This window comes from Paenibacillus taichungensis (assembly GCF_050994985.1).
Taxonomy (GTDB): Bacteria; Bacillota; Bacilli; order Paenibacillales; family Paenibacillaceae; genus Paenibacillus; species Paenibacillus taichungensis.
Genome location: NZ_CP194720.1, coordinates 799,274 through 819,546 on the forward strand (window position 1 = coordinate 799,274; position 20,273 = coordinate 819,546).

16 protein-coding genes are annotated in these 20,273 nt (G+C 47.9%); 14 read left to right on the forward strand and 2 right to left on the reverse strand.

Features of this window, described 5'->3' with window-relative positions:
• The first annotated feature begins 182 nt into the window (after positions 1–182).
• Positions 183–2,009 (forward strand): S8 family serine peptidase, encoded by a 1,827-nt coding sequence (locus ACR1R9_RS03680; RefSeq protein ID WP_433921717.1) that lies wholly within the window; start codon positions 183–185, stop codon positions 2,007–2,009.
• A gap of 91 nt (positions 2,010–2,100) precedes the next feature.
• Here the strand turns inward: ACR1R9_RS03680 and ACR1R9_RS03685 are convergent, their stop codons facing one another.
• Positions 2,101–2,475, reverse strand: coding sequence for an iron-sulfur cluster biosynthesis family protein (locus ACR1R9_RS03685; RefSeq protein WP_256336612.1), 375 nt, complete (start codon positions 2,473–2,475; stop codon positions 2,101–2,103).
• 85 nt (positions 2,476–2,560) lie between these two features.
• Between ACR1R9_RS03685 and ACR1R9_RS03690 the strand changes: the two genes are divergently transcribed.
• The 7 genes from ACR1R9_RS03690 to ACR1R9_RS03720 all read left to right on the forward strand — a co-directional run bounded on the left by ACR1R9_RS03690 (position 2,561) and on the right by ACR1R9_RS03720 (position 11,731).
• On the forward strand, positions 2,561–2,686 hold the full coding sequence (locus ACR1R9_RS03690) for a hypothetical protein (RefSeq protein WP_256716739.1): 126 nt from the start codon (positions 2,561–2,563) through the stop codon (positions 2,684–2,686).
• Positions 2,687–2,723: 37 nt separating this feature from the next.
• Positions 2,724–3,752: a LacI family DNA-binding transcriptional regulator gene (locus ACR1R9_RS03695; RefSeq protein WP_076287911.1), complete on the forward strand. Its 1,029-nt coding sequence runs from the start codon at positions 2,724–2,726 to the stop codon at positions 3,750–3,752.
• A 182-nt stretch (positions 3,753–3,934) separates the two neighbouring features.
• The gene (locus ACR1R9_RS03700; RefSeq protein ID WP_063565347.1) at positions 3,935–5,194 is read left to right on the forward strand and encodes an ABC transporter substrate-binding protein; all 1,260 of its coding nucleotides are present in this window, start codon (positions 3,935–3,937) and stop codon (positions 5,192–5,194) included.
• A 101-nt stretch (positions 5,195–5,295) separates the two neighbouring features.
• A complete protein-coding gene (locus tag ACR1R9_RS03705) occupies positions 5,296–6,183 on the forward strand; it encodes a carbohydrate ABC transporter permease (RefSeq protein ID WP_063565348.1) in 888 nt (295 codons plus the stop codon).
• Positions 6,176–7,021 (forward strand): carbohydrate ABC transporter permease, encoded by an 846-nt coding sequence (locus tag ACR1R9_RS03710; protein WP_072734634.1) that lies wholly within the window; start codon positions 6,176–6,178, stop codon positions 7,019–7,021. Before ACR1R9_RS03705 ends, ACR1R9_RS03710 begins: the two co-directional genes overlap by 8 nt.
• 82 nt (positions 7,022–7,103) lie before the next feature.
• Complete coding sequence (locus tag ACR1R9_RS03715) at positions 7,104–8,636, forward strand: glycoside hydrolase family 30 protein (protein ID WP_433948819.1); 1,533 nt, start codon at positions 7,104–7,106, stop codon at positions 8,634–8,636.
• A gap of 104 nt (positions 8,637–8,740) precedes the next feature.
• Positions 8,741–11,731 carry a beta-galactosidase gene (locus tag ACR1R9_RS03720; protein WP_433921714.1) on the forward strand — a complete coding sequence of 997 codons (2,991 nt, stop codon included), beginning with the start codon at positions 8,741–8,743 and terminating at the stop codon, positions 11,729–11,731.
• 210 nt (positions 11,732–11,941) lie between these two features.
• Here the strand turns inward: ACR1R9_RS03720 and solA are convergent, their stop codons facing one another.
• Positions 11,942–13,096: an N-methyl-L-tryptophan oxidase gene (solA, locus tag ACR1R9_RS03725; protein WP_433921713.1), complete on the reverse strand. Its 1,155-nt coding sequence runs from the start codon at positions 13,094–13,096 to the stop codon at positions 11,942–11,944.
• A 229-nt stretch (positions 13,097–13,325) separates the two neighbouring features.
• Between solA and argH the strand changes: the two genes are divergently transcribed.
• The 6 genes from argH (at position 13,326) to ACR1R9_RS03755 (ending at position 20,148) form a co-directional block, all read left to right on the forward strand.
• Entirely contained in the window at positions 13,326–14,834 is a 1,509-nt protein-coding gene (gene argH, locus ACR1R9_RS03730; RefSeq protein ID WP_433921712.1) for an argininosuccinate lyase, read from the forward strand.
• Positions 14,835–14,852: 18 nt separating this feature from the next.
• Positions 14,853–15,797 (forward strand): amidohydrolase family protein, encoded by a 945-nt coding sequence (locus ACR1R9_RS03735; protein ID WP_433921711.1) that lies wholly within the window; start codon positions 14,853–14,855, stop codon positions 15,795–15,797.
• A gap of 61 nt (positions 15,798–15,858) precedes the next feature.
• A complete protein-coding gene (locus ACR1R9_RS03740; protein ID WP_433921710.1) occupies positions 15,859–17,214 on the forward strand; it encodes an extracellular solute-binding protein in 1,356 nt (451 codons plus the stop codon).
• 27 nt (positions 17,215–17,241) lie between these two features.
• Positions 17,242–18,189: a carbohydrate ABC transporter permease gene (locus tag ACR1R9_RS03745; protein ID WP_433921709.1), complete on the forward strand. Its 948-nt coding sequence runs from the start codon at positions 17,242–17,244 to the stop codon at positions 18,187–18,189.
• 25 nt (positions 18,190–18,214) lie between these two features.
• Complete coding sequence (locus tag ACR1R9_RS03750; protein WP_175383274.1) at positions 18,215–19,075, forward strand: carbohydrate ABC transporter permease; 861 nt, start codon at positions 18,215–18,217, stop codon at positions 19,073–19,075.
• Positions 19,076–19,320: 245 nt separating this feature from the next.
• Positions 19,321–20,148 (forward strand): alpha/beta hydrolase, encoded by an 828-nt coding sequence (locus ACR1R9_RS03755; RefSeq protein ID WP_433923757.1) that lies wholly within the window; start codon positions 19,321–19,323, stop codon positions 20,146–20,148.
• The last annotated feature ends 125 nt before the right edge of the window (positions 20,149–20,273 follow it).

Below are 20,273 nucleotides of genomic sequence, written 5' to 3' on the forward strand. Positions count from 1 at the left end.
TTGTGAGATTTAAAAGTAAAAATCTAATGTATGCTTGTTTTGTAAAAAATTAATTAAACATCTAATGGAACGAAGATCATTACTGAACTCATTTACAAGAAAGGAGGGAACCATGGTTTTCTAGTTATTATTTCGAAATAGTACTTGAATTCCAAACTATTTAGTAAGGAGGAGTCCAGTCCATGAATTCAAAGAAATTTGTTAGGCGTATTAGTCTTTGCGTCTTATCCTGTCTTCTTGTTTTGCCTGCAACTGTTAGTGCGAATGGGGTTCAAATTACTCCAGATCATTTTCCCTTTAGCAAATCTCTACCCACTCCTGAAGTACAAGTCAATCTAATGGATTCTGAATCCGATCTGACGGAGACTAGTTTGTCTATCAACCTTAATAGGATGGAATATAACACCTTGGCAGTTCCTTCAAAAATTCTGGACAAATTGAAAGAAAGACTTCAGTCTAAAGCATTATATGCACATGCACAAGAAAAAATTGAAGTAAGTATCATGCTCAAGTATGATGCAGTTGTAACGAAGGAAGAATTCATAGAAAGAGAATCGGAAATATTCAGTGGCAATATCACAGATTTGAATGGTTTTGGTGGTTACAGTTTTTTTGCCGCATTAACGATTGACCAAATTGAACACCTGGTTCATATGGAGGAAATAGCTTCCCTTTCGACTCCGGACGATGTAGTTTCTGTATATGGTGAGCCGGATGAACATCAATCAGAGGTCTATTTGAATGGTGCTACCGAGATGACTGGAATCAAAAAGGGAAGAAGTGACTATGGCGTAACAGGTAATCGTGATGGAAAGGCGTCATATTCCAAAAATGATTCAGTTATTGCAGTAATTGATACGGGTATTGATGGTGGTCATATTGATTTGAGTGGAGGAAAAATTTTAGGTTGGAAGGACTTTGTAAATACATCCTCAACTACAGCTTATGATGACCTGGGTCACGGAACACACGTTGCCAGTATCGCAGCTGGGACTGGGGCAGGAGATCCCGGAGTAGAAACCGGAGTGGCCCCAGGTGCAGCTCTAGTAGGAATCAAGGTATGCTCTAGTAATACGAATTGTTCTATCCAGAACATACTGAATGCGATGGATTGGGTTATTGCTAATAAGGACACATATGGAATTGATATCATTAATATGAGTATAGGCAGTTCAGGCTCGGCTAATGCAAGTTTCTGCAATAAGGTGTCTAGTGCAGCAAATAATGGAATACTTACAGTAGTTGCTGCCGGGAATACATCAGGAGGATCTGACTATGGCTCACTTAATCTTTTTGCCAAATGTTCAGATGTGTTGTCCGTTGCAAATGTGGCTGATCCTTACGAAGGAGGCTGGTATCTAAATCCTTCCTCCAACCGGGGAACAGGATCGGTAGGTCCTACACTTGCGGCACCAGGAACTTCTATCCGTGCGGCTAAGGCGAACTCTACTAGCGAATATATTACCTACTCTGGAACTTCAATGGCGTCTCCTATGATTGCCGGATTAGCAGCACTTATGCTTCAAGCTAGCAATGGGAGTCTTAATTATGATTTTAAGATAGAAGATTATGGGATGTCAGGATATGATAAAGTATATGGCAATGGACTCATCCTAGGACATCAAACTATTAAAGCTGCTTCTGGTTCTTCAACAGGTTCCTTTGATAACTATCGTAATCATATTAGAGCACAGACAAATATAGCAGCAAGCAACATTAATTTATATAGTATTAAGGTTAACAGCACAGACGCTTATTTCGCCAACACGCTGATTATTAATAATGAAAATGGTGCAGATTTGGATTTGTTTATATGGAAACCGGGAGTTGAGCCTATTCAGAATGGTCAACTAAGACTAGATTTGGCTATCCAAAGTAGTGCAGGAGTTCTTCCTCAGGAAACGATCAGTTTTAAGCCAACTGCAACGGGTAACTACACCATTGGAGTCTTAGCTTACGATTCTGCTACCTATGCCTTGGATTGGGCGGGGCAAATATCCATTCCTTGAAAGTTATTATGATGAGAAACCCACAGCAAAAGCCGGTTAACCCTTAAGGGTGCCGGCTTTTGTCCTATGTGTAGTTTCAAGATCCTTGAGCTTATCGTACGAACCAACTGAGCGGCTGCGGCGAAGTGTCTGCGGTATCCCGAAGATCATGGGCCTTAACATGATTGCCGTAGATCATGGAATCACTGCTCAATCGGTAGGAAGGGAAACTGTTCTCTGATTGCAGGCGAAGGCAAGGCTCGAAATAGATCTGTTGCTGTTTGTTGATAAGGAAAGGAAGCGAATCGGATTCAATCCGAATGTCATCACTGTCCGGCTCGTTAACGATCAGAAGCACAGCAGTACCATCACATCCGCATCCATCGGTGTCATAAAACAGCTTGAAATAGCCCGGCCGATCTCCCAGCATCGCGTTAAGTCTTGATTCTGCCAGCGGACTGACCTGAATGATCATAACGTCGTTCACACTCCTCTAATCACCTTATGAATTCGCTTACAATCTAATATATGGAACAATGGTGTGAAATAGAAGGGAAAGCAGGCTGAATCCGATGAAAATTACAAGTTTGGTGGATCATCCGATCGAATGGTTCAATTACTTGAATATCATCGGTGGAGATGCTGTGATGGAGCCTCGGAATGAAACCCATTTCATCCCGATTCCTTATCTGGTATGATAAGCAGGAATATTAGAGAAAAAGGATGGTTCCACATATGACACCGATTACCATATATGACATCGCCAAAGAAGCGAACGTATCCGTATCCACGGTCTCCCGTGTGCTGAATGATACGGCACCTGTGCGTGCAAGCACAAGGGAGAAGATCATGTCCATCATTGAAAAACACCAGTTCCAACCCAACGCGCAGGCGCGCAGTCTGATCAAGAAAGAGACGGGAACCATTGCGATCATCCTGCCAGACATTACGAATCCGTTCTTCCCGGAAGTGTTCTGGGGGGCTGAGAACGAGGCACGTGGATTGGGGTATACGTTCTTCCTGTGCAATACGGCCGGGGATTACAGCCGGGAGTCCGAGTATTTGTCCATTTTGCGCGAGAAGCGGGTAGATGGCATTATTTTTCTCGGTGGACGAATCAACATGCAGGTCTGTCCAGATGAGATGGCTCAGGAATTGATTGATATGGGCAAACGTATGCCGATTGTGCTGGTTAATGGCAATATTGCCAAAGGCGGATTCCATCGGGTGTACACGGATGAAGGGGCAGGGGCTGTTTTGGCTGCTGAACATTTACTCGAACTGGGACATCGGGATATTGCTTTTGTAGGCGGTTTGAAGGAGTTGTCCACCACGATGGTTAAGGTCAAGGCCATTCAGAAAAAACTGCGTGAGCATGGACTCGAAATTCCGAAAGAGCGTCAACTGCTTGGAAGCTTCTCCATTGAAGATGGCAAACGGGAGATGTCTAAGCTGCTGGACCGTGGAAACCCTCCAACTGCGGTGATCTGTGTGAACGACTACACGGCGATTGGTGCGATTAAGGCGACCATTGAGCATGGCTTATCGATTCCAAAGGATATTTCCATTGTCGGTTTTGATGATACGCCGCTCGCCAGTGCCGTTATACCGGAACTGACGACTGTGTCCCAGAATACGTATCAGCTGGGCAAGCTGGCGGTGGACAAGCTGCATGAACTGATTAATCAGGCTAATCCGAAGAAACAGACCATTCTGCAACCAGAGCTTGTTGTCCGCCAAAGTACTGGACCCGCACCACGATAAATGGGGAATGTTTGAAAAAGAAAGCGTTGACATTCCTTCGGAGGGTGAAATATAATGAGGTCGTGAATGAAACCCCTTTCATAAACTGGAACGGGTTTTAATTTTAAACTTTATGAAACCCATTTCATGAAACGGGTTTCAGTTGTCTGATCTTCCATTCATATTTCAAGGGGGCGCACGGTATGAGAAAAAGTTTAAAGGTCATTTCGTTATTGATGCTGGTCATGGTAATGGGTCTGACAGCCTGTAGCAAGGGTGACAGCGGTGCAGCTGGTGGCAAGGTCGATCTGAGCATGACGATCTGGGGCTCGGAGGACGAGAAGAAGATTTATCAGGAGAGGCTCGACATTGTGAAGCAGACCTATCCCGATATTAACGTGAAACTGAACGTCGTTGCCGGGGACTATGACCAAAAGGTTCAGACGATGATCGCCGGGGGAACCGCACCGGACATCATGATGATCGCCGAGAACTATCAGGCGTACGCCTCCAAAAACCAAATTGTTTCGCTGGATGATATGATCCAGGCCAACAATGTGAACATGTCAGAGCGCTATTCTGACGACATCGCCAACCTGATGAAATTCGATGGGAAACAGTTCGGAATGCCTGACCGTGCAGGCGCGATGGTGCTCTTTTACAACAAAGACCTGTTCGACAAGGCCGGAGTGGAATATCCCACTAAGGAATGGACTCAGGAAGACCTGCTCGCTGCTGCTCAGAAGCTGACGGTGAAGGAGAATGGCAAAACAGTTCAATGGGGTTACTACCCAGGCAGCTGGTGGCCGCAATGGATGCAATTGATCTACCAAAACGGTGGTTCCCTGTTCGATGAGAGCGGCAAACCTACCTTCAATACCGAACCTGTACGTAAAGCACTGCAATTCATGAATGACTTGACCTTCACCCATGGTGTGGGACCAACGCCAACGGAGATTGCCGACATGGGAAATATCGGTGCTGACCCATTGTTCGCCCAAGGCAAGATTGCCATGGAGACGACGGGATTCTGGAATATTGGTTCACTTGCCAAGGTGGAAGGCATCAATTGGGACATTTCTCCGATATGGGGAGAGACTAATGCGTTCTTCAATGGCTTTACGATTACGAACGCGTCCAAACATAAGGAAGAGGCATTCAAAATCATAGAAGCGCTGACTACACCAGAAGCACAATTACCGATGATCAAGGCGGGGCAGGATGCTCCTGCAACAAAGGCCGGCCTGTCCAGCGATGAGTTCCTGAATGCCGAATATGGCGGCAAGAAAATCAACATGGCTGCTTTCAGCGAGTCCACTATCTACGCCGAGCCGTTCAATCCGCAATGGAATGAAATGATGAAGCTCATTAACGACAAGCTGGGTGTCTACTTCAACAATAAAGCTTCACTGGATGATACGGTGACCGAAATTCAGAGCGGACTGGAAAGAATCTACAAATAGAGGTTGTTCACATGCATAAATAGCATCGACAGGGGACAGACGGAATTCGGCATGAATGAATCCGGGTTTCGTCTGCTCGCTTCGTTATAGGAGGGCTTAACGTGAGAAAAAAGGACGGGAAATGGTTTTATATCTTCATCTCGCCTTGGCTGATTGGATTCCTTGGACTTACCCTGGGTCCGATCCTGTTTTCCATCTACATGAGCTTCACCAATTGGGATCTGTTCCAGTCTCCTGAATTCATCGGTATAGACAATTACAAAAACCTGTTGACCGATGACCCGATCTTCTGGAAATCCGTAGGCAATACCTTCTTCTACGCATTAATTTCGATTCCGCTGGGCATGTCCATCTCGCTCTGGATTGCGTATTACCTCAACAAAAAAATCAAAGGTATTACCTTCTTCCGCATCCTGTTCTATCTGCCATCTGTGGTTCCGGTAGTTGCAAGCTCACTGCTCTTCATCCATTTGCTCGCTCCAACGGAAGGGTTGATCAACCAGGCGCTTGCCATTTTCGGCATTCAAGGTCCTGCTTGGCTGCTTGATCCGAACTGGGTTAAACCAGCCTTGATCCTCATGTCGCTATGGGGCGTCGGGGGCGGCGTGGTACTGCTGTTGGCGGGTATGAAAGGTATTCCTCAGGAGCTGTACGAGGCCGCCGCCATTGATGGGGCGAAGAGCTCGCAGTCGTTCTTCCACATTACATTTCCGATGCTGACTCCCGTCATCTTCTTCAATCTCGTCACCGGGATGATCGGGGCGCTCCAGACGTTCGCACAGGTATTCATCGTTACAGCGGGTGGACCGGATAATGCCAGCCAGATGGTTGTTCCTTACCTGTTCCAGAATGCGTTCCAGTTCTACAAAATGGGATATGCATCGGCCATTGCCTGGGTTCTGTTCATCATCATCATGGCGTTGACCCTGGTTGTGTTCCGTTCGTCGGCGCTATGGGTGCATTACGAGGAGGGAAAAGCAAATGAGTAATCCATCCACTGTGGAGAAAACGATATCTTACATTTTTCTGATTCTGGTCGGGGTGCTGCTTGCTTCCCCTTTCCTGTACATGATCTCCATCGCACTGGCGAGTGACGCTACAACCGTAAAATCAGCCTTTACCTTCATACCGCTCGAATTCCAATGGTCTAATTTCTATACGATCTTCACGAATAACAATCTGGGTACTTATCTGAAAAATTCAGTCATTATTACCGTCATTACCATTATCGGATCGGTGTTGTCAGCATCGGTCGTATCTTACGGCTTCGCTCGGATCAAGGCTAGAGGCAGTCGGTTCCTGTTCATTGTACTGCTTAGTACGATGATGATTCCGGGCGAGGTGACGATGGTGCCGCAGTTCATCATCTTCCGTCATCTGGATTGGATCAATACATTCTATCCACTGATCGTGCCTAGTTTTTTCGCCGGAGCATTCAACGTATTTCTCATTCGGCAGTTCGTCATGAGCATACCGAAGTCGCTTGATGAAGCTGCCATGATTGACGGCATGGGACATCCGGGAATCTACTGGAAGATCATTATGCCACTCACCTATCCGATACTTGCCGCCATCGCCATTTTCTCGTTTTCCTATAACTGGGGGAACTTCATGGGGCCGCTCATTTACATCAATGATCCGGAGAAAATGCCACTGGCGCTTGGTGTTCAGCTTCTGACTACGGTCGGTGGTGGACAGATGCCGCCATGGAACCTCGTTATGATTGCTTCCCTGTTCCTGACCATCCCAATGGTATTGGTATATCTGTTCGGACAGCGTTATGTGTATGAAGCGAATATCAGTGGTGGCAGCAGCGGGATCAAGTAACGGGAGGTGAACGCAGTGTTGAAGCCAATGGTGAAAAGCAAGAGCCGTCTACATCGCACATGGATAAAGGGCTGCATGAATCATGAATAACAACAAGGACCCTTTCAACAATGACAACAATAATTATAACAAGCAGCGCAGGTGGCGCAGCCGGAGTTACATCCTGATGGGTGTGGCCCTGATCGCGCTCCTTGCGGGAGGAGGGATTATCATCAATCATTTTGCCAATGAATCATCCAAAATACTTACATTCCAAGGTGAGCCGATACATCTGAAGCTGGAACAATCCTATGATCATTTTGAAGGCTGGGGTACGTCGCTGGCGTGGTGGGCCAACGATCTTGGAGGATGGAAAGATCAAGCAAAGGTCAGTGAAGTCTTGGATCTGGTGTTTGATGCAGAGAAAGGGCTAGGTCTGAACATTGTTCGCTACAATATTGGCGGCGAGGAGAATCCCGACATGAAGGCGCTTCGGCCCGGAGGAGATGTTCCCGGCTTCCAGCCTGAACCCGGCGTGTGGGACTGGGAGGCAGATGCAGGACAACGTGCCGTATTACAGGGATCTCTGGAACGTGGGGTCAACATTGCCGAAGCGTTCTCCAATTCACCACCTTACTGGATGACGATCAGCGGCTCGGTTACGGGTGCCGTGGATGGCAGCAACAATCTACGAGAGGATCAGTACGACGCGTTTGCCGATTATCTGACCGAAGTAGTGAAGCATTATCGCGATGAGTGGGGCATTACATTCCGTACACTTGACCCACTTAATGAACCTTCCTCTGATTGGTGGAAGAAAGGCAACATGCAGGAAGGCAGTCATTTTACCAATGAGAAACAAGCCGAGATTATCAAGAAGGTTGCGGCATCGCTCAAAAGTAAAGGGTTGGATGGAACGGTCATCAGTGCTGCGGACGATAATAGCATTGACGAGACGGTGCACAATTTCAGCCTCTATGATCAGGATACGTTGGATGTGATCGACCAGATTAACACGCACTCCTATAATGGTAGCAAAATGGAAGAACTACGTACGTTGGCCGAACGGTATGGCAAGAAACTGTGGATGTCCGAGTATGGGACAGGTGGCAGTGAACCGCATAGTCATGAGGACATGACTTCCGTGCAGGAGCTCGCGGAGCGCATCATGTTCGATCTGGAAATCATGCAGCCTTCTGCCTGGGTGTATTGGCAGGCCGTTGAAGATGAAGGTGCCAACAATAACTGGGGATTCATTCATGCCAATTTTAATGGCGAAGAGCAGTACGAGATGACAAAACAGTATTATGGCATGGCCCAGTTTACGAAATTTATTCGTCCAGGTGCAACGATTATTCCAACAGATGATGGGCGAACACTTGCCGCATACGATGCTGCTAATCAAAGACTGGTACTGGTGATTCGCAATGAGCTATCTGCCGGAACCACAGCATTTGAACTGGAGGCATTTGACTACAGCAGTACTTCTACAGCACAGGTTTATCAGACTTCACCGGATCGGAACATGGAGCAGCTTGAAAATGTTCCGGTATATACCAATGGACTGGAAGTCTCGACTGCGGACAATTCCATTACCACCGTTGTAGTGGAAGGTGTAACGTTACAGGCGAACTGATGGCCTATTGAAATCGGAATCAAAAAATCTGGGGATAACAGCGATTGGAAGGTTGTTCTGTCATCGCAGCGATGAACTCAAACACAGAGAAGGAGGGCTTATCTTTGACAGAGAAAACATCCCTTTTGCTTCAGGAGCAGGAAAAGAATAAAAATACCAGAACTGAGCATAGTGCTCGATCTGAACTGACTTACGATCAGCGCAGCTTCATGATGAATGGAGAACGGGTATTTCTGAACAGTGCCACCATTCATTATTTCCGCATGCCAAGGGAGGAATGGCGGGAGGTTCTGATGAAGGCGAAGCTGGCTGGCATGAATTGCATTGATACCTATTTTGCCTGGAACGTGCATGAGCCGGAGGAGGGACAGTGGTCGTTTGAAGGAGACAATGATTGTGGAGCCTTTCTGGACCTGTGTGCAGAGTTGGGCATGTATGTAATCACGAGGCCGGGTCCGTTTATTTGCGCAGAGTGGGATTTCGGCGGCTTTCCGTATTGGCTGGAGACGAAGCAGGGAATCAAGTTCCGACAAAATAATGAAGCCTATCTGCATTATGTAGATCTGTATTTTGACCGGATCATTCCAATCATTCGTGAGCGCCAGCTATCTACTGGAGGCACTGTTATTCTTGTACAGGTCGAGAACGAATACGGGTATCTGATGGATGATGTAGCAGCAAGTGCCCATATGAACCACCTTCGGGACGGCCTGCTTCAGCGAGGGATTGATGTTCCGCTTATCACCTGTGTAGGTGGCGCGGAGGGCACGATTGAAGGGGCCAACTTCTGGTCAGGGGCTGACGGGCATTATGCGAAGCTTCGGCAGAAGCAGCCGGATACACCGAAGATCGTTACGGAATTTTGGACGGGATGGTTCGAGAATTGGGGTGGGCCTTCTGCCATTCAAAAGACGGCGCCACTGTTTGAGAAACGTATGATGGAAATTCTTCGCACCGGCTATACCGGAATCAGTCATTACATGTTCTACGGCGGAACCAACTTTGGCGGATATGGTGGCAGAACCGTGGGCAGCAGCGATATTTTCATGATTACCTCCTACGATTATGATGCGCCGCTGAACGAGTACGGGCGGGTAACGGCCAAGTATGCTGTAGCGAAGACGTTATCCTATCTTGTCCATGCGTTTGGCGCATTGCTGATGGAGACGGAGGAAGTACCAGCGGAGCAGATCAAGGTACGTCATCCGCAAGGCGTTTCTGTACGAGGCAGGTCTAAAGGCAGCGAGAAGATATGGTTCTTGGAGAGTCACAAGGATGAGCGTGAGACGTTTCACGTCACGCTGGAGGAAGGACGGACACTTCCCGTTGCCCTGAACCCTGGGCAGATTATTCCGATACTGGACAGGGTAGAGATTGCCAAGAATGTATACCTGACAGGTGGCGCGATGATTACGGGCAATGAAGTGGTGAATGGAGAATTGACCCTGTTCATCGTTGCGGAGGCGGGACAGCGTTCAGTTGTGGAACTGGAGACAAACGTCTTGAATGTACAGGGCAGCAGCATGCAAGTACTGGTTGAACGTGATCCGTTAAATGAAGCCTATCGCTTCGATCTGGTACATTTCCGTGAGCCAGGCATCATTCATTTGGTGGCAAGTGGTGTCCCCATTCGGTTCGTGGTTCTGGACAAGGAAACGATGGATCGCACGTGGAGAATCAATGGAGAGGGAGAGTCGAATCAGCTGCGTTACGCAATCGGATTAGATGATATAGATGTCTCCCTCTCCGGGCAGGTCACGGGTATGATCTCTGATCCGGATCGGAATATTTTGCTTCTCGGCAGCTGGGCGGATGGTGAACGGTCGTTGACTGGACGTGAGTTCATATACGGTGAAGCAAACGATTCACAGAGCAGCATGCAGGATGAACATGTTCAGGAGTCATCCGCAGCAATTCAGCATGCTCTGTTCAGCACGCCGCCAATGCCACCAAAACTGACGGATTCCCCTGAGTTGTCTCGTGTGATTTTGACAGCGGAACAGCTTGCTTCGAGCGGTCAACCAGAGCATTTTTCCCAGTACGGACAGGATTTCGGGTATCTGTTATACGAGTGCGATTTCGACCGTTCGGTGGATGGAATCACCACCCTGATTCTGCCGTCTCTCCAGGACACGGCCAGAATATATGTCAATCGTGTGGAACAGGCATTGGTTCGTCAAGTTGGTGCAGCGGGTGTTCAGGTGCAGATGACGAAAGGAAAGAATACACTTCAGGTGCTGGTACAGCATATGGGCAGGCTAAATTTTTCTCCATATTTGGGTGAAAGCAAAGGTCTGGCAGGATCTGTGTACATCGGTGGTTCCGCCCAGGACATCCGCCGGAATTGGCATGCGGAGCATGGGGTGGTGCATCTCGATGAAGTGAATCATCTGGAGGATGCCCCGCTTCTGAGCAGAAGCTTTACGCTGGATGGCATGGACCGTGCGATTCTCGTTGGAGCGGTGAGCCAAGGATTGCGCATTAATGGCATGGATGTGCCAATGGAAGGCTATCAGGACTGGTTTTCGTTTAACACGTTGGATCTTTCCCATTACTTGCGGCCCGGAGAGATCAATACGCTGGAGATGCCTTATAGCAGAACGCCACTGAATCGGCTGGAACTGATCTTGTACCGGAGTGAAGATGAGCTGAAGGATTGGCGCATGGCAGGTACGGATGCCTTGCTTCCACGACAATGGGGATTATATGAGCCACCGAACGTTTCAGGTCATCTCGATACCTATCGGCAGGCTGCGGACTATAGTGGCAATTGGAATGCCATGTCGGTGGGGAATGGTTCGTACGGTCAACCTGTCTGGTACCGCTGGCGTTTCTCCAAATCAGCTGTGCCCGAACATTTCCGAGTGAACCTGATGCTTCGCCTTACCGGGATGAGCAAGGGAACACTTCATCTGAACGGGCACCATTTGGGACGTTACTGGCAGATCGGTCCGCAAGAGGATTACAAAATTCCGATATCCTGGCTGCAGGATGAGAATGAATTGCTGTTATTTGATGAGGAAGGCCGAACGCCAGAACGGGTGCGTTTCTTGTATGATAACTTGTCCCAGTATCCATGGGTTGTGGTCGAATAGCTCGTCTTTATATGTAACAGTACAACGGCAATAGACAGCGTTTCCTTCGTTGTATTTATTCTTTTTGCGGAGACTGTTCGGATATTTGAATCTAAAGATTCAAATATCCGAGCAGCTCAAGCTCACCCTATCTGCACCCACCACGATTGCACATACTCCTTTCTTGAAACATGATGAGCTATACCACACAGCACGGTTCAAGAAAGGAGTTCACCTTGATATATGGCTACCAAATCGGGAAAGGGCAAATCGTCCAATATCCTGATCTGTATGGCCTGTTTGCACCAAATCAGACAATATTTTGCCCACTGCACTTGAGAATTTGAAGCCATGACCGGAAAATCCGCCTGCCAGCCATACATGGTTATGGGCAGGGTGACGGTCGATAATAAAATCTTCATCCGGTGTGAACTCGTATTTGCATACCGCACCACGTTTCAGCTTTCCCGCTGCTAGAGGCATCCGAAGTTCAAGCAATCTCCGCAGATCACCCTCATCCGTTTCATCAGAGCCAAATGAAGCCAGTGTATCGCCTGGTGTCCACTCCCGCCCCGTATCGTGACGTCCAATCTTCAGACCCGACCCGCCAATGCTCGGAAATCCATAATATCCGCCTTCTTTTCCAGCCAGCGTAAAACCGGGAAAGTGATCCTCGGCGAACAATGCCTCCGGTGCAACGAACCATCCCACGGTTTTGCGTACAGCTCGAATGGGAAGATTGACGAACGGTTTCAGCGTCTGAAACCATGCTCCGGCACTGAGAATGACCTGGTTCGCATAATATGTCTCACCAGCAGATGTGATGACTCCAACAGAATCTGCGCTGCATTCGATATGTTCAACACGTGTGTGGGTTAAGAGAGTGGCACCCGATGCTTCGGCTGCCTGACGGAAGGCGAGCACGCAGCGCTCACTGAATAAATATCCTGCATCAGGCTCATACATTCCCTCGTAATGTTCAGGGACTTCAATGCCTGGCCAGCGTTTCATGATTTCGGCTGCGCGCAAGGTTTCATACCGAATCCCCGCATCGTCAGCATGGGTTAAACGATTATGAAAAGAATGGATATCCGGGTCAACTATATTCAAGACGCCTGATGGTACAAGCAATTTGGCCCCGGTAGTATCCTCCAGTTCTTCCCACAGTTCCTGCGCCAGAAGTGCCATCGCTATATAATCAGGTCCCCCGCTATATACGTGGCGGATAAGCCGTGGTTCTCCGTGATGGCTGCCTTCCGTATGCGGAGGATCAAAGGCATCAATCAGCAATGTTTTTAATCCACTGCGCGCAAGATAATAACCTGCACTCATGCCCATCGATCCGGCTCCAACGATAATGACATCATAGGAATGTGATATAACCATCCCTCCTTCCGCTTATTTTTCAGAGACCAATCTTATACAGGATAATCTAGTCTCCAAATCTACGGCAGTCAATAGAACAGGTTATAGAGAAAGCCGATACGACAATAGAAAATTTTGATTAAGGATAAAGTTGTATGTATACCAAAATAGTGGTAGAGTTTTGAACTAAACATTCCGACCTGATTAGTCGGTATTTAAAATCACTGTATTCAGATGAAGAGCAAGGAAGGTGAAGTCAACGTCAACGACTCCAACACAAACGTCTGGTTTTCCCAGTCAAACCTATGCCGAAATTGTACTTGAACCCGCCTATAACCAGGCCACACAGCATCTGCTGAACCCCATGATGGCCGTAAACAAAGCACATCTGATTATGCTCCGTGAACAACACATCATTTCGGAGCAAGAGGCGTGCCACATCGCTTCCGCTATACAGAGTCTGGATGTAGATGGGCTCCGAAGTAGCGAATATTCCTTCCACGTTGAAGATTTGTTCTACCAAGTCGAAGTTGAACTAGAGAAGCTTGGCGGACCTTCTGTCGGGAATCTGCATTTAGCCAGAAGCCGAAACGATATGGGTATCGCCATGTATCGTATGGTGCTGAGGGAGAAGCTGAACTCAACGATTTCCTCAGGGCTGTCATTACACCGAAGCCTAAGAGAATTTGCATTACGTCATATCGATACCCTCATGATTGCTCACACGCACACCCAACAAGCCCAGCCGACAACACTTGCCCACTACATCTGTGCCGCTAGCGATTCCCTTGAACGGGATCTCAATCGATTGAGATCCGCCTATACAGGCTGCAATCGCAGCAGTCTTGGTGCGGCTGCTCTCACCACTTCTGGATTTCCGGTCTGTCGAGACCGGACCGCAGAACTGCTTGGCTTTGATGGCATTATTGAGAATGCCTATGATGCCGTCAGCGGTGCAGATTATGCAGGTGAAGCCGCCTCTGTAGCCCAACTGGCAGCTATCAATCTGGGGCGTTTCGTTCAGGATCTGCTGTTATGGTGCACACAGGAATATGGTGCATTAATTGTAGCTGCCCCTTACGTTCAGGTTAGTTCCATCATGCCGCAAAAACGGAACCCGGTATCGATTGAACACGCCCGTTCACTCCTTTCAAGTGCCAAAGGGGATGCAGCAACTGCGCTTATCATGATGCATAACACGCCCTTTGGCGACATTGTAGATACCGAAGATGATATGCAGCCCTATGTATGGAGAAGTCTGAATACACTTGAATCCGTATATCGCTTGCTGTCCGAAGTGATGGATACCCTTAAGGTCAATGTGTTATTGCTGCGTGAACGGGCAGAGCATAGCTTCGCAACGGTTACCGAACTTGCAGATACCTTGGTCCGCACAGAAGGATTATCGTTTCGACAAGCTCATTCCATCGTGAGCCGCATTGTAACACAGCTGACTGAATCCGGTACTTCCATTTCGGGATTGAACTGGGATGTTGTGAATACAGCGGTGCAGGAAATTGCCGCCAAACCGCTTGCCCTAACCATTGAGCAATTAGAGCAAGCAATATCCCCTGAGCATTTTGTACACATTCGGCATATGCGTGGTGGACCGAATCCGGAAGAAGTGGCAAGAGCATTGGAGGCCCAAGCGCTCCGTCTCGGCACACAGGAACAATGGAGTCTCGATACCACTAATAAACTCCGTTCTGTAGATGCAAAACTGGATTTCATTCTAAACGGCTGGCTTAACAGAATCTAAATGGAAGGAGCAAAATCAATGTTCTCCAATCCCGACTTTCGAGTTTTTGACATCCATGCCCATCTGCCTTATAAACTTTTGCTTTCCTCATATAAAAACCATGAGTTGGTGACGCGATATGGCAAGGAACGCAGTGAGCGAATGAGACTAACCTGGGACTTCCCGGCGGTGGAGGAGCAGGGAGAGGAAGCTGCGCGGCCGTTAATCGAACGGTGGGTAGATGAATTGGACAAATACAATATTGCTGGACTTAACTTCCTGACGGCTCTGGATAATGACAACTTGGCTGAACAAATATCCATATACCCGGATCGGTTTACCGGATTCGCCTATCATCCCATTGAAAATGAAGATGCATCCATTGAGCTGCGTAGGGCAGTTGATGAGCTCGGATTGCGAGGATATAAGTTGTTTGGTCCCCTCACCCAGATTCCCTTTGACTCTCCTTCGCTCGACCCGGTGTGGGCATTTCTTGCAGAGCGCCGCCTGCCTGTCCTGATTCATTTTGGCATGCTTGGTCATGCCGGAGGCATCGTTCATCATCCCAACATCAATCCGCTTGCCATCTTTAATACGGCCCGTGCCTATCCGGATATTCCGTTCATCATCCCTCATTTTGGCGCAGGGTATTTCCAGGAGCTTCTGCATCTAAGTTGGAGCTGCCCTAATGTGTACATCGACACATCGGGTTCCAATCAGTGGGTACGCTGGATGCCATACGAGCTGAACTTGGAGACGTTATTCCGCAAAACCTACGAACTGTTGGGTCCGGAGCGAATTATCTTTGGAACGGATGCAAGCGGATTTCCGCGTGGTTATCCCTATCGTTATTTGCAGGATCAGGTGCGTGTATGCCGTGAACTTCGCTTCCCTGAAGCGGACATTGAACTCATCTTCGGAAATAACGCAAGACGTTTGTTGAAGCTGCCTGTTGGCAAAGTCGTCGGTTCCACCAATGCGTAAGCCAAGGAATTAAAGAACGTTATAACACTTTTGTTGGAAAAAGAGGGGAGAGTGGCTTCACTTGACGGAATCCGGTTATTTTTCATTCAGACCAAGCAAGACCCTGCAATTATTGATTGCAGGTTTACTCTTATTGAGCATTACGGCTTGTTCAACCAAGCCATCCGAAGAGTCCGGTTCAGCAGCTGTTACAGCTTCGGGTGATCAGACGGAGACGGAGCCCATCACGATTGAGTACTGGCAGTACGAATTTCCAGCCAAGGTTGAACTGATCAATACCTTAATCCAGGAATTCGAGACTGAACATCCCAACATCAAAGTCAAACAAACCAATTTTCCGTACGACCAGTACAATCAAAAGGTAGCTACACTGGTTCCCGCCGGAAAAGGACCGGATGTCATTAATCTGTATTACGGCTGGTTGCCCAAATATGTGCAATCCGGTTATTTACAGCCGTTGCCTGAAAGCAGCTTTCCGGGCATCGCCGAGGCATTTTTCCCTTTTGTAGATACAGCCAAATTAAACGGAAGCTATTATGCTCTGCCTACAGGCGTGAGAACGCTGGGGTTATTTTATAACAAGGACTTGTTCACCAAGGCTGGACTTGATCCCGACAAACCGCCTACGACTTGGGAAGAGCTTGTCTCGGATGCCAAGGCATTAACGGAAACGGACAAAAATGGCCAGTTGGTAACAGAGGGTTTCGCGTGGGAACCGGGTTCCCAGCTTCATCACTGGTTCCGAGACGGATTGTTATATCAAGCGGGAGGCAAGGATACGAGCGAGGATCGTCGGAAAATCCTGTGGAATGATACCCCTGCAGGGCTTGAAGCATTCAAGTATCTGGTTGATTTTGCAACCGTGCATAAGGTGGGTATTAACGGCTTTTACACTGATGATGCCAATGCATTCAAAACGGGCCATGCGGCAATTAACGTGGATGGTTCATATCGATTGGGATCTATAAAAAAAGACGCTCCCGATTTGAATTTTGCTGTCGCACCGCTACCGGGTTATAAAGGGAAGTCCACACAGGCTTCATTCTGGGCGAATGCGATCCCTGCCAATGTTACCGGGGAGAAGCTGGAAGCAGCCACGGCCTTTTTACAGTTTTTGATCAGCAAGGGTGTTCAGGAACAGTGGGTGGAGAAGGTCGGTGAACTTCCCGCACAGAAAGAAGTGGCTCTTCAGGATAAGTATGTGAATGACCCGCTGCTTGGCCCTTTTATCTCTCAACTGAACGATGCCAACGCCCACTTCTTCATTGATGAGACGCAGGAACGTACGTTATTTGTGAACGCTGTGGATGAGGTGTTGCTTAATCATGTGCCGGAAGAACAGGCTTTCAATGATCTGGTGGCCAAAACCCAGAAGCTCTATGACGACTACTGGACGAAACAGGATAAGAAAAAATAAGTTCTCATTCAAGGAGGCTGCGCAGCTATGAGGACTACCGGGGTGATCCCTTCGCGGCCGAAACGGCGTCGTTTATGGTTCGGATCGGGAATAGGAAGACTCAATTACAGACATAAACAGCGGTTATTCATTTATGGCGGTTTGTTGATTCCGCTGATCTATTTTGTAGTCATCCGCATCTTACCGATTCTGTACTCCTTTAACGTGAGCTTTCGCGAATGGGGCATGCTGTCACCGGACAAACCCTTTGTGGGTTTTGATAATTATGCGACGTTGCTAAGTGACTCTCTATTCCTCAAGTCCCTGGTGAACACAGGAATCTACGTCGTTGTTGGTGTACCTGCACAGTTGATTGCCGGATTAATCGTGGCTCTTCTTCTCCAGCAAGTGGTGAAGCTGCGCGGATTGTTCAGGACGGCCTACTTTATCCCGTATGTTACCAGTGTAGTGGCGGTAAGCTGGGTATTCCGGTGGCTGCTGATGAAGAACGGGATTGTAAATGCTCTATTTATAGAGTTGGGCCTTGGGCCGCAGTCATTCCTGTATTCGCCCTCACAGGCCATCTTCTGGATTATTGCGGTAATGGTATGGCAAAATATCGGATTTCAGATGCTCATTTTCCTGGCGGGTCTGCAAAACATCCCCAAATTGTATTATGAAGCGGCTGCGATAGACGGAGCCACGGGTTGGCAGCGCTTTGTGCATATTACGATCCCTCTGTTGAACCCAGTCATGCTTCTATCTGTCGTAATGGCAAGCATCGGGTTTCTGCAATCCTTCACTCAAGTGCTGAATATGACTGGCGGCGGACCGTTGGACTCCACCATAGCTGTCGTGCTTCATATATACAATCTGGCTTTCAAAAGTTTTGATATGGGCTTGGCCTCGGCAGCGACTGTTATTCTGTTTGCCATCATATTCATGCTGACACTGATTCAGCTTAAAGTGCTGGGCAGCCGTTTTCAACAGGAGTAAAAGGAAAGGACGGTGCTCTTCAAGCATGAGCAGATCTGCGGCATGGGCCGATACCCGAACGACACTCCGCTGGAAACGTTCCGGGTCACTGATCAGTTATGTTTTACTTACGCTCGGACTTGGGTTGATGGTGTTTCCGTTTCTATGGATGATATCGACGTCGTTCAAGACGCTGGATGAAATCTACTCTCTAAGCCTCATCCCTTCCAGAGTCACATGGGACAATTATGCAGCCATTTTTCAGGGAACCCCATTTCCCCGTTGGATGTTGAATAGCCTATATGTAGCCGTTATTGCCACCGTGAGCGTCTGCGTATTTGATTCCATTACGGGATATATTCTGGCCAAATTTTCGTTCTGGGGGAAACAGGTTATTTTTGTGCTCATTCTAAGTACATTGATGGTGCCGACTGAAATGCTAATTATTCCATGGTATCTTGTATCCAGCAGTTTTAACGGCATGGATACGTACTGGGGTATTCTGTTTCCAGGTTTAATATCCGGATTTGGCATTTTTCTAATGAAGCAATTCATGGAATCCCTTCCTTCGGAATTATTGGACGCAGCACGAATTGATGGCATGGGAGAATGGGGCATTTTCCTTCGGATCGCTGTTCCGCTGGTTAGGCCAGCGTTTGCCACCCTCTGCATTCTGACATTCCTGGGCAGTTGGAATTCATTCATCTGGCCGCTCATTATTACGCAGAGTGAAGAAATGTTTACGATTCCGGTCGGGATGGCTTTCTTCTCCAGCGAGGCCAAGGATAGCAGCAACTGGGTGCAGATTATGACTGGAGCCACACTTTCGGTTCTGCCATTGATCATTCTCTTTCTGTGTTTTCAGAAGCAGATCATTCGTGGCATTGCTACAACAGGTCTCAAATAGCATTAAACCGTCGGACATGTTATATAGAAAAACAGAACAGAAAACTACAATACAAGACAGAGCCGGTTACCCCGTCAAGGGGGCCGGCTTTATTCTTTACATGGAAATGAAAAAGCCATGCGTGCAATGAAGCGGTGCATTTTCCATATGGAAATGGGTGATTCGTCCATGGAAGGCCGGACCGACCTTGTATATAATCGGAGACTAAAGCCGTAGCAACCAGGAGGCATACTTCATTGAAACAAGTGATGAGACATGACAGAGCAGAACCGGAAGTAACTTTGCCGGGAACAGCTTTTTATCGCATGCGTGCAGAACAGACCAAAAGAGAGTACGAGATCAGAGTTTGGGTGCCGGAGAGCGCCCCGCCAGCTTCCGGATATCCCGTGATCTATCTGCTGGATGCCAATGCGGTGTTTGGTACGACGGTTGAGGCCATGCGTATACAATCTTTACGCCCGGAGAAGACCGGGGTTGTGCCAGCAGTTATTGTTGGCGTGGGGTATACTGCCAGAGAACCCTTTCCACCGGACAGACACTATGATTTTATGATGCCGGTTCCCGAAGGGGAATTACCCCGAAGACCGGATGGAGCAACTTGGCCGGAGCATGGCGGCGCTGAAGCATTCACCCTGTTTATCGAGGAACAATTGAAGCCAGATATTGAACGACGCTATGCCATTGACCGAAGCAGACAATCCGTTGTGGGGCACTCGCTGGGCGGATTATTTGTTTTGCAGTTGTTACTGGAACGTCCGGGAACATACCGAAATTACATTGCAGGTAGTCCTTCTCTTCATTGGAATTCAGCCTGGATCGCCCGGCAACAAGAGACGTTTGCTTCTCGCATGCAAGATAACAGTTCGGAAATTCACGTTTTACTTGGAGCAGGAGAACTGGAGGGGAGTCATCCCAGCGGGGTGATTGAACGTTCCCGAGCGTTTACCCAATGGTTGAACCATGCCGATGCAAGTGGAGTCCGTGCTGACTTTATCTGTTTTGAAGATGAAGGTCATATCTCGGTATTGCCTGTGTTGATCAACAGGGCACTGCGATTTGCATCCAGAGATTGAACGGGTTTAGTACCATCATGAAAGAACTAGTAGATGCGGGGGTCTCCGGAAATTTGATATACTGATGATAGTTATTGAGAATGGTTATCAAATGGAGGCCTATAAATAGATGATTTCCCCTAACT

Bases quoted from the DNA above. Each gene is read 5' to 3' on its own strand.
- ACR1R9_RS03680 (WP_433921717.1), top strand. From the start codon at position 183: ATGAATTCAAAGAAATTTGTTAGGCGTATTAGTCTTTGCGTCTTATCC.
- ACR1R9_RS03690 (WP_256716739.1), top strand. From the start codon at position 2,561: ATGAAAATTACAAGTTTGGTGGATCATCCGATCGAATGGTTCAATTAC.
- ACR1R9_RS03695 (WP_076287911.1), top strand. From the start codon at position 2,724: ATGACACCGATTACCATATATGACATCGCCAAAGAAGCGAACGTATCC.
- ACR1R9_RS03700 (WP_063565347.1), top strand. From the start codon at position 3,935: ATGAGAAAAAGTTTAAAGGTCATTTCGTTATTGATGCTGGTCATGGTA.
- ACR1R9_RS03710 (WP_072734634.1), top strand. From the start codon at position 6,176: ATGAGTAATCCATCCACTGTGGAGAAAACGATATCTTACATTTTTCTG.
- ACR1R9_RS03715 (WP_433948819.1), top strand. From the start codon at position 7,104: ATGAATAACAACAAGGACCCTTTCAACAATGACAACAATAATTATAAC.
- solA (WP_433921713.1), bottom strand. From the start codon at position 13,096: ATGGTTATATCACATTCCTATGATGTCATTATCGTTGGAGCCGGATCG.
- ACR1R9_RS03735 (WP_433921711.1), top strand. From the start codon at position 14,853: ATGTTCTCCAATCCCGACTTTCGAGTTTTTGACATCCATGCCCATCTG.
- ACR1R9_RS03745 (WP_433921709.1), top strand. From the start codon at position 17,242: ATGAGGACTACCGGGGTGATCCCTTCGCGGCCGAAACGGCGTCGTTTA.
- ACR1R9_RS03750 (WP_175383274.1), top strand. From the start codon at position 18,215: ATGAGCAGATCTGCGGCATGGGCCGATACCCGAACGACACTCCGCTGG.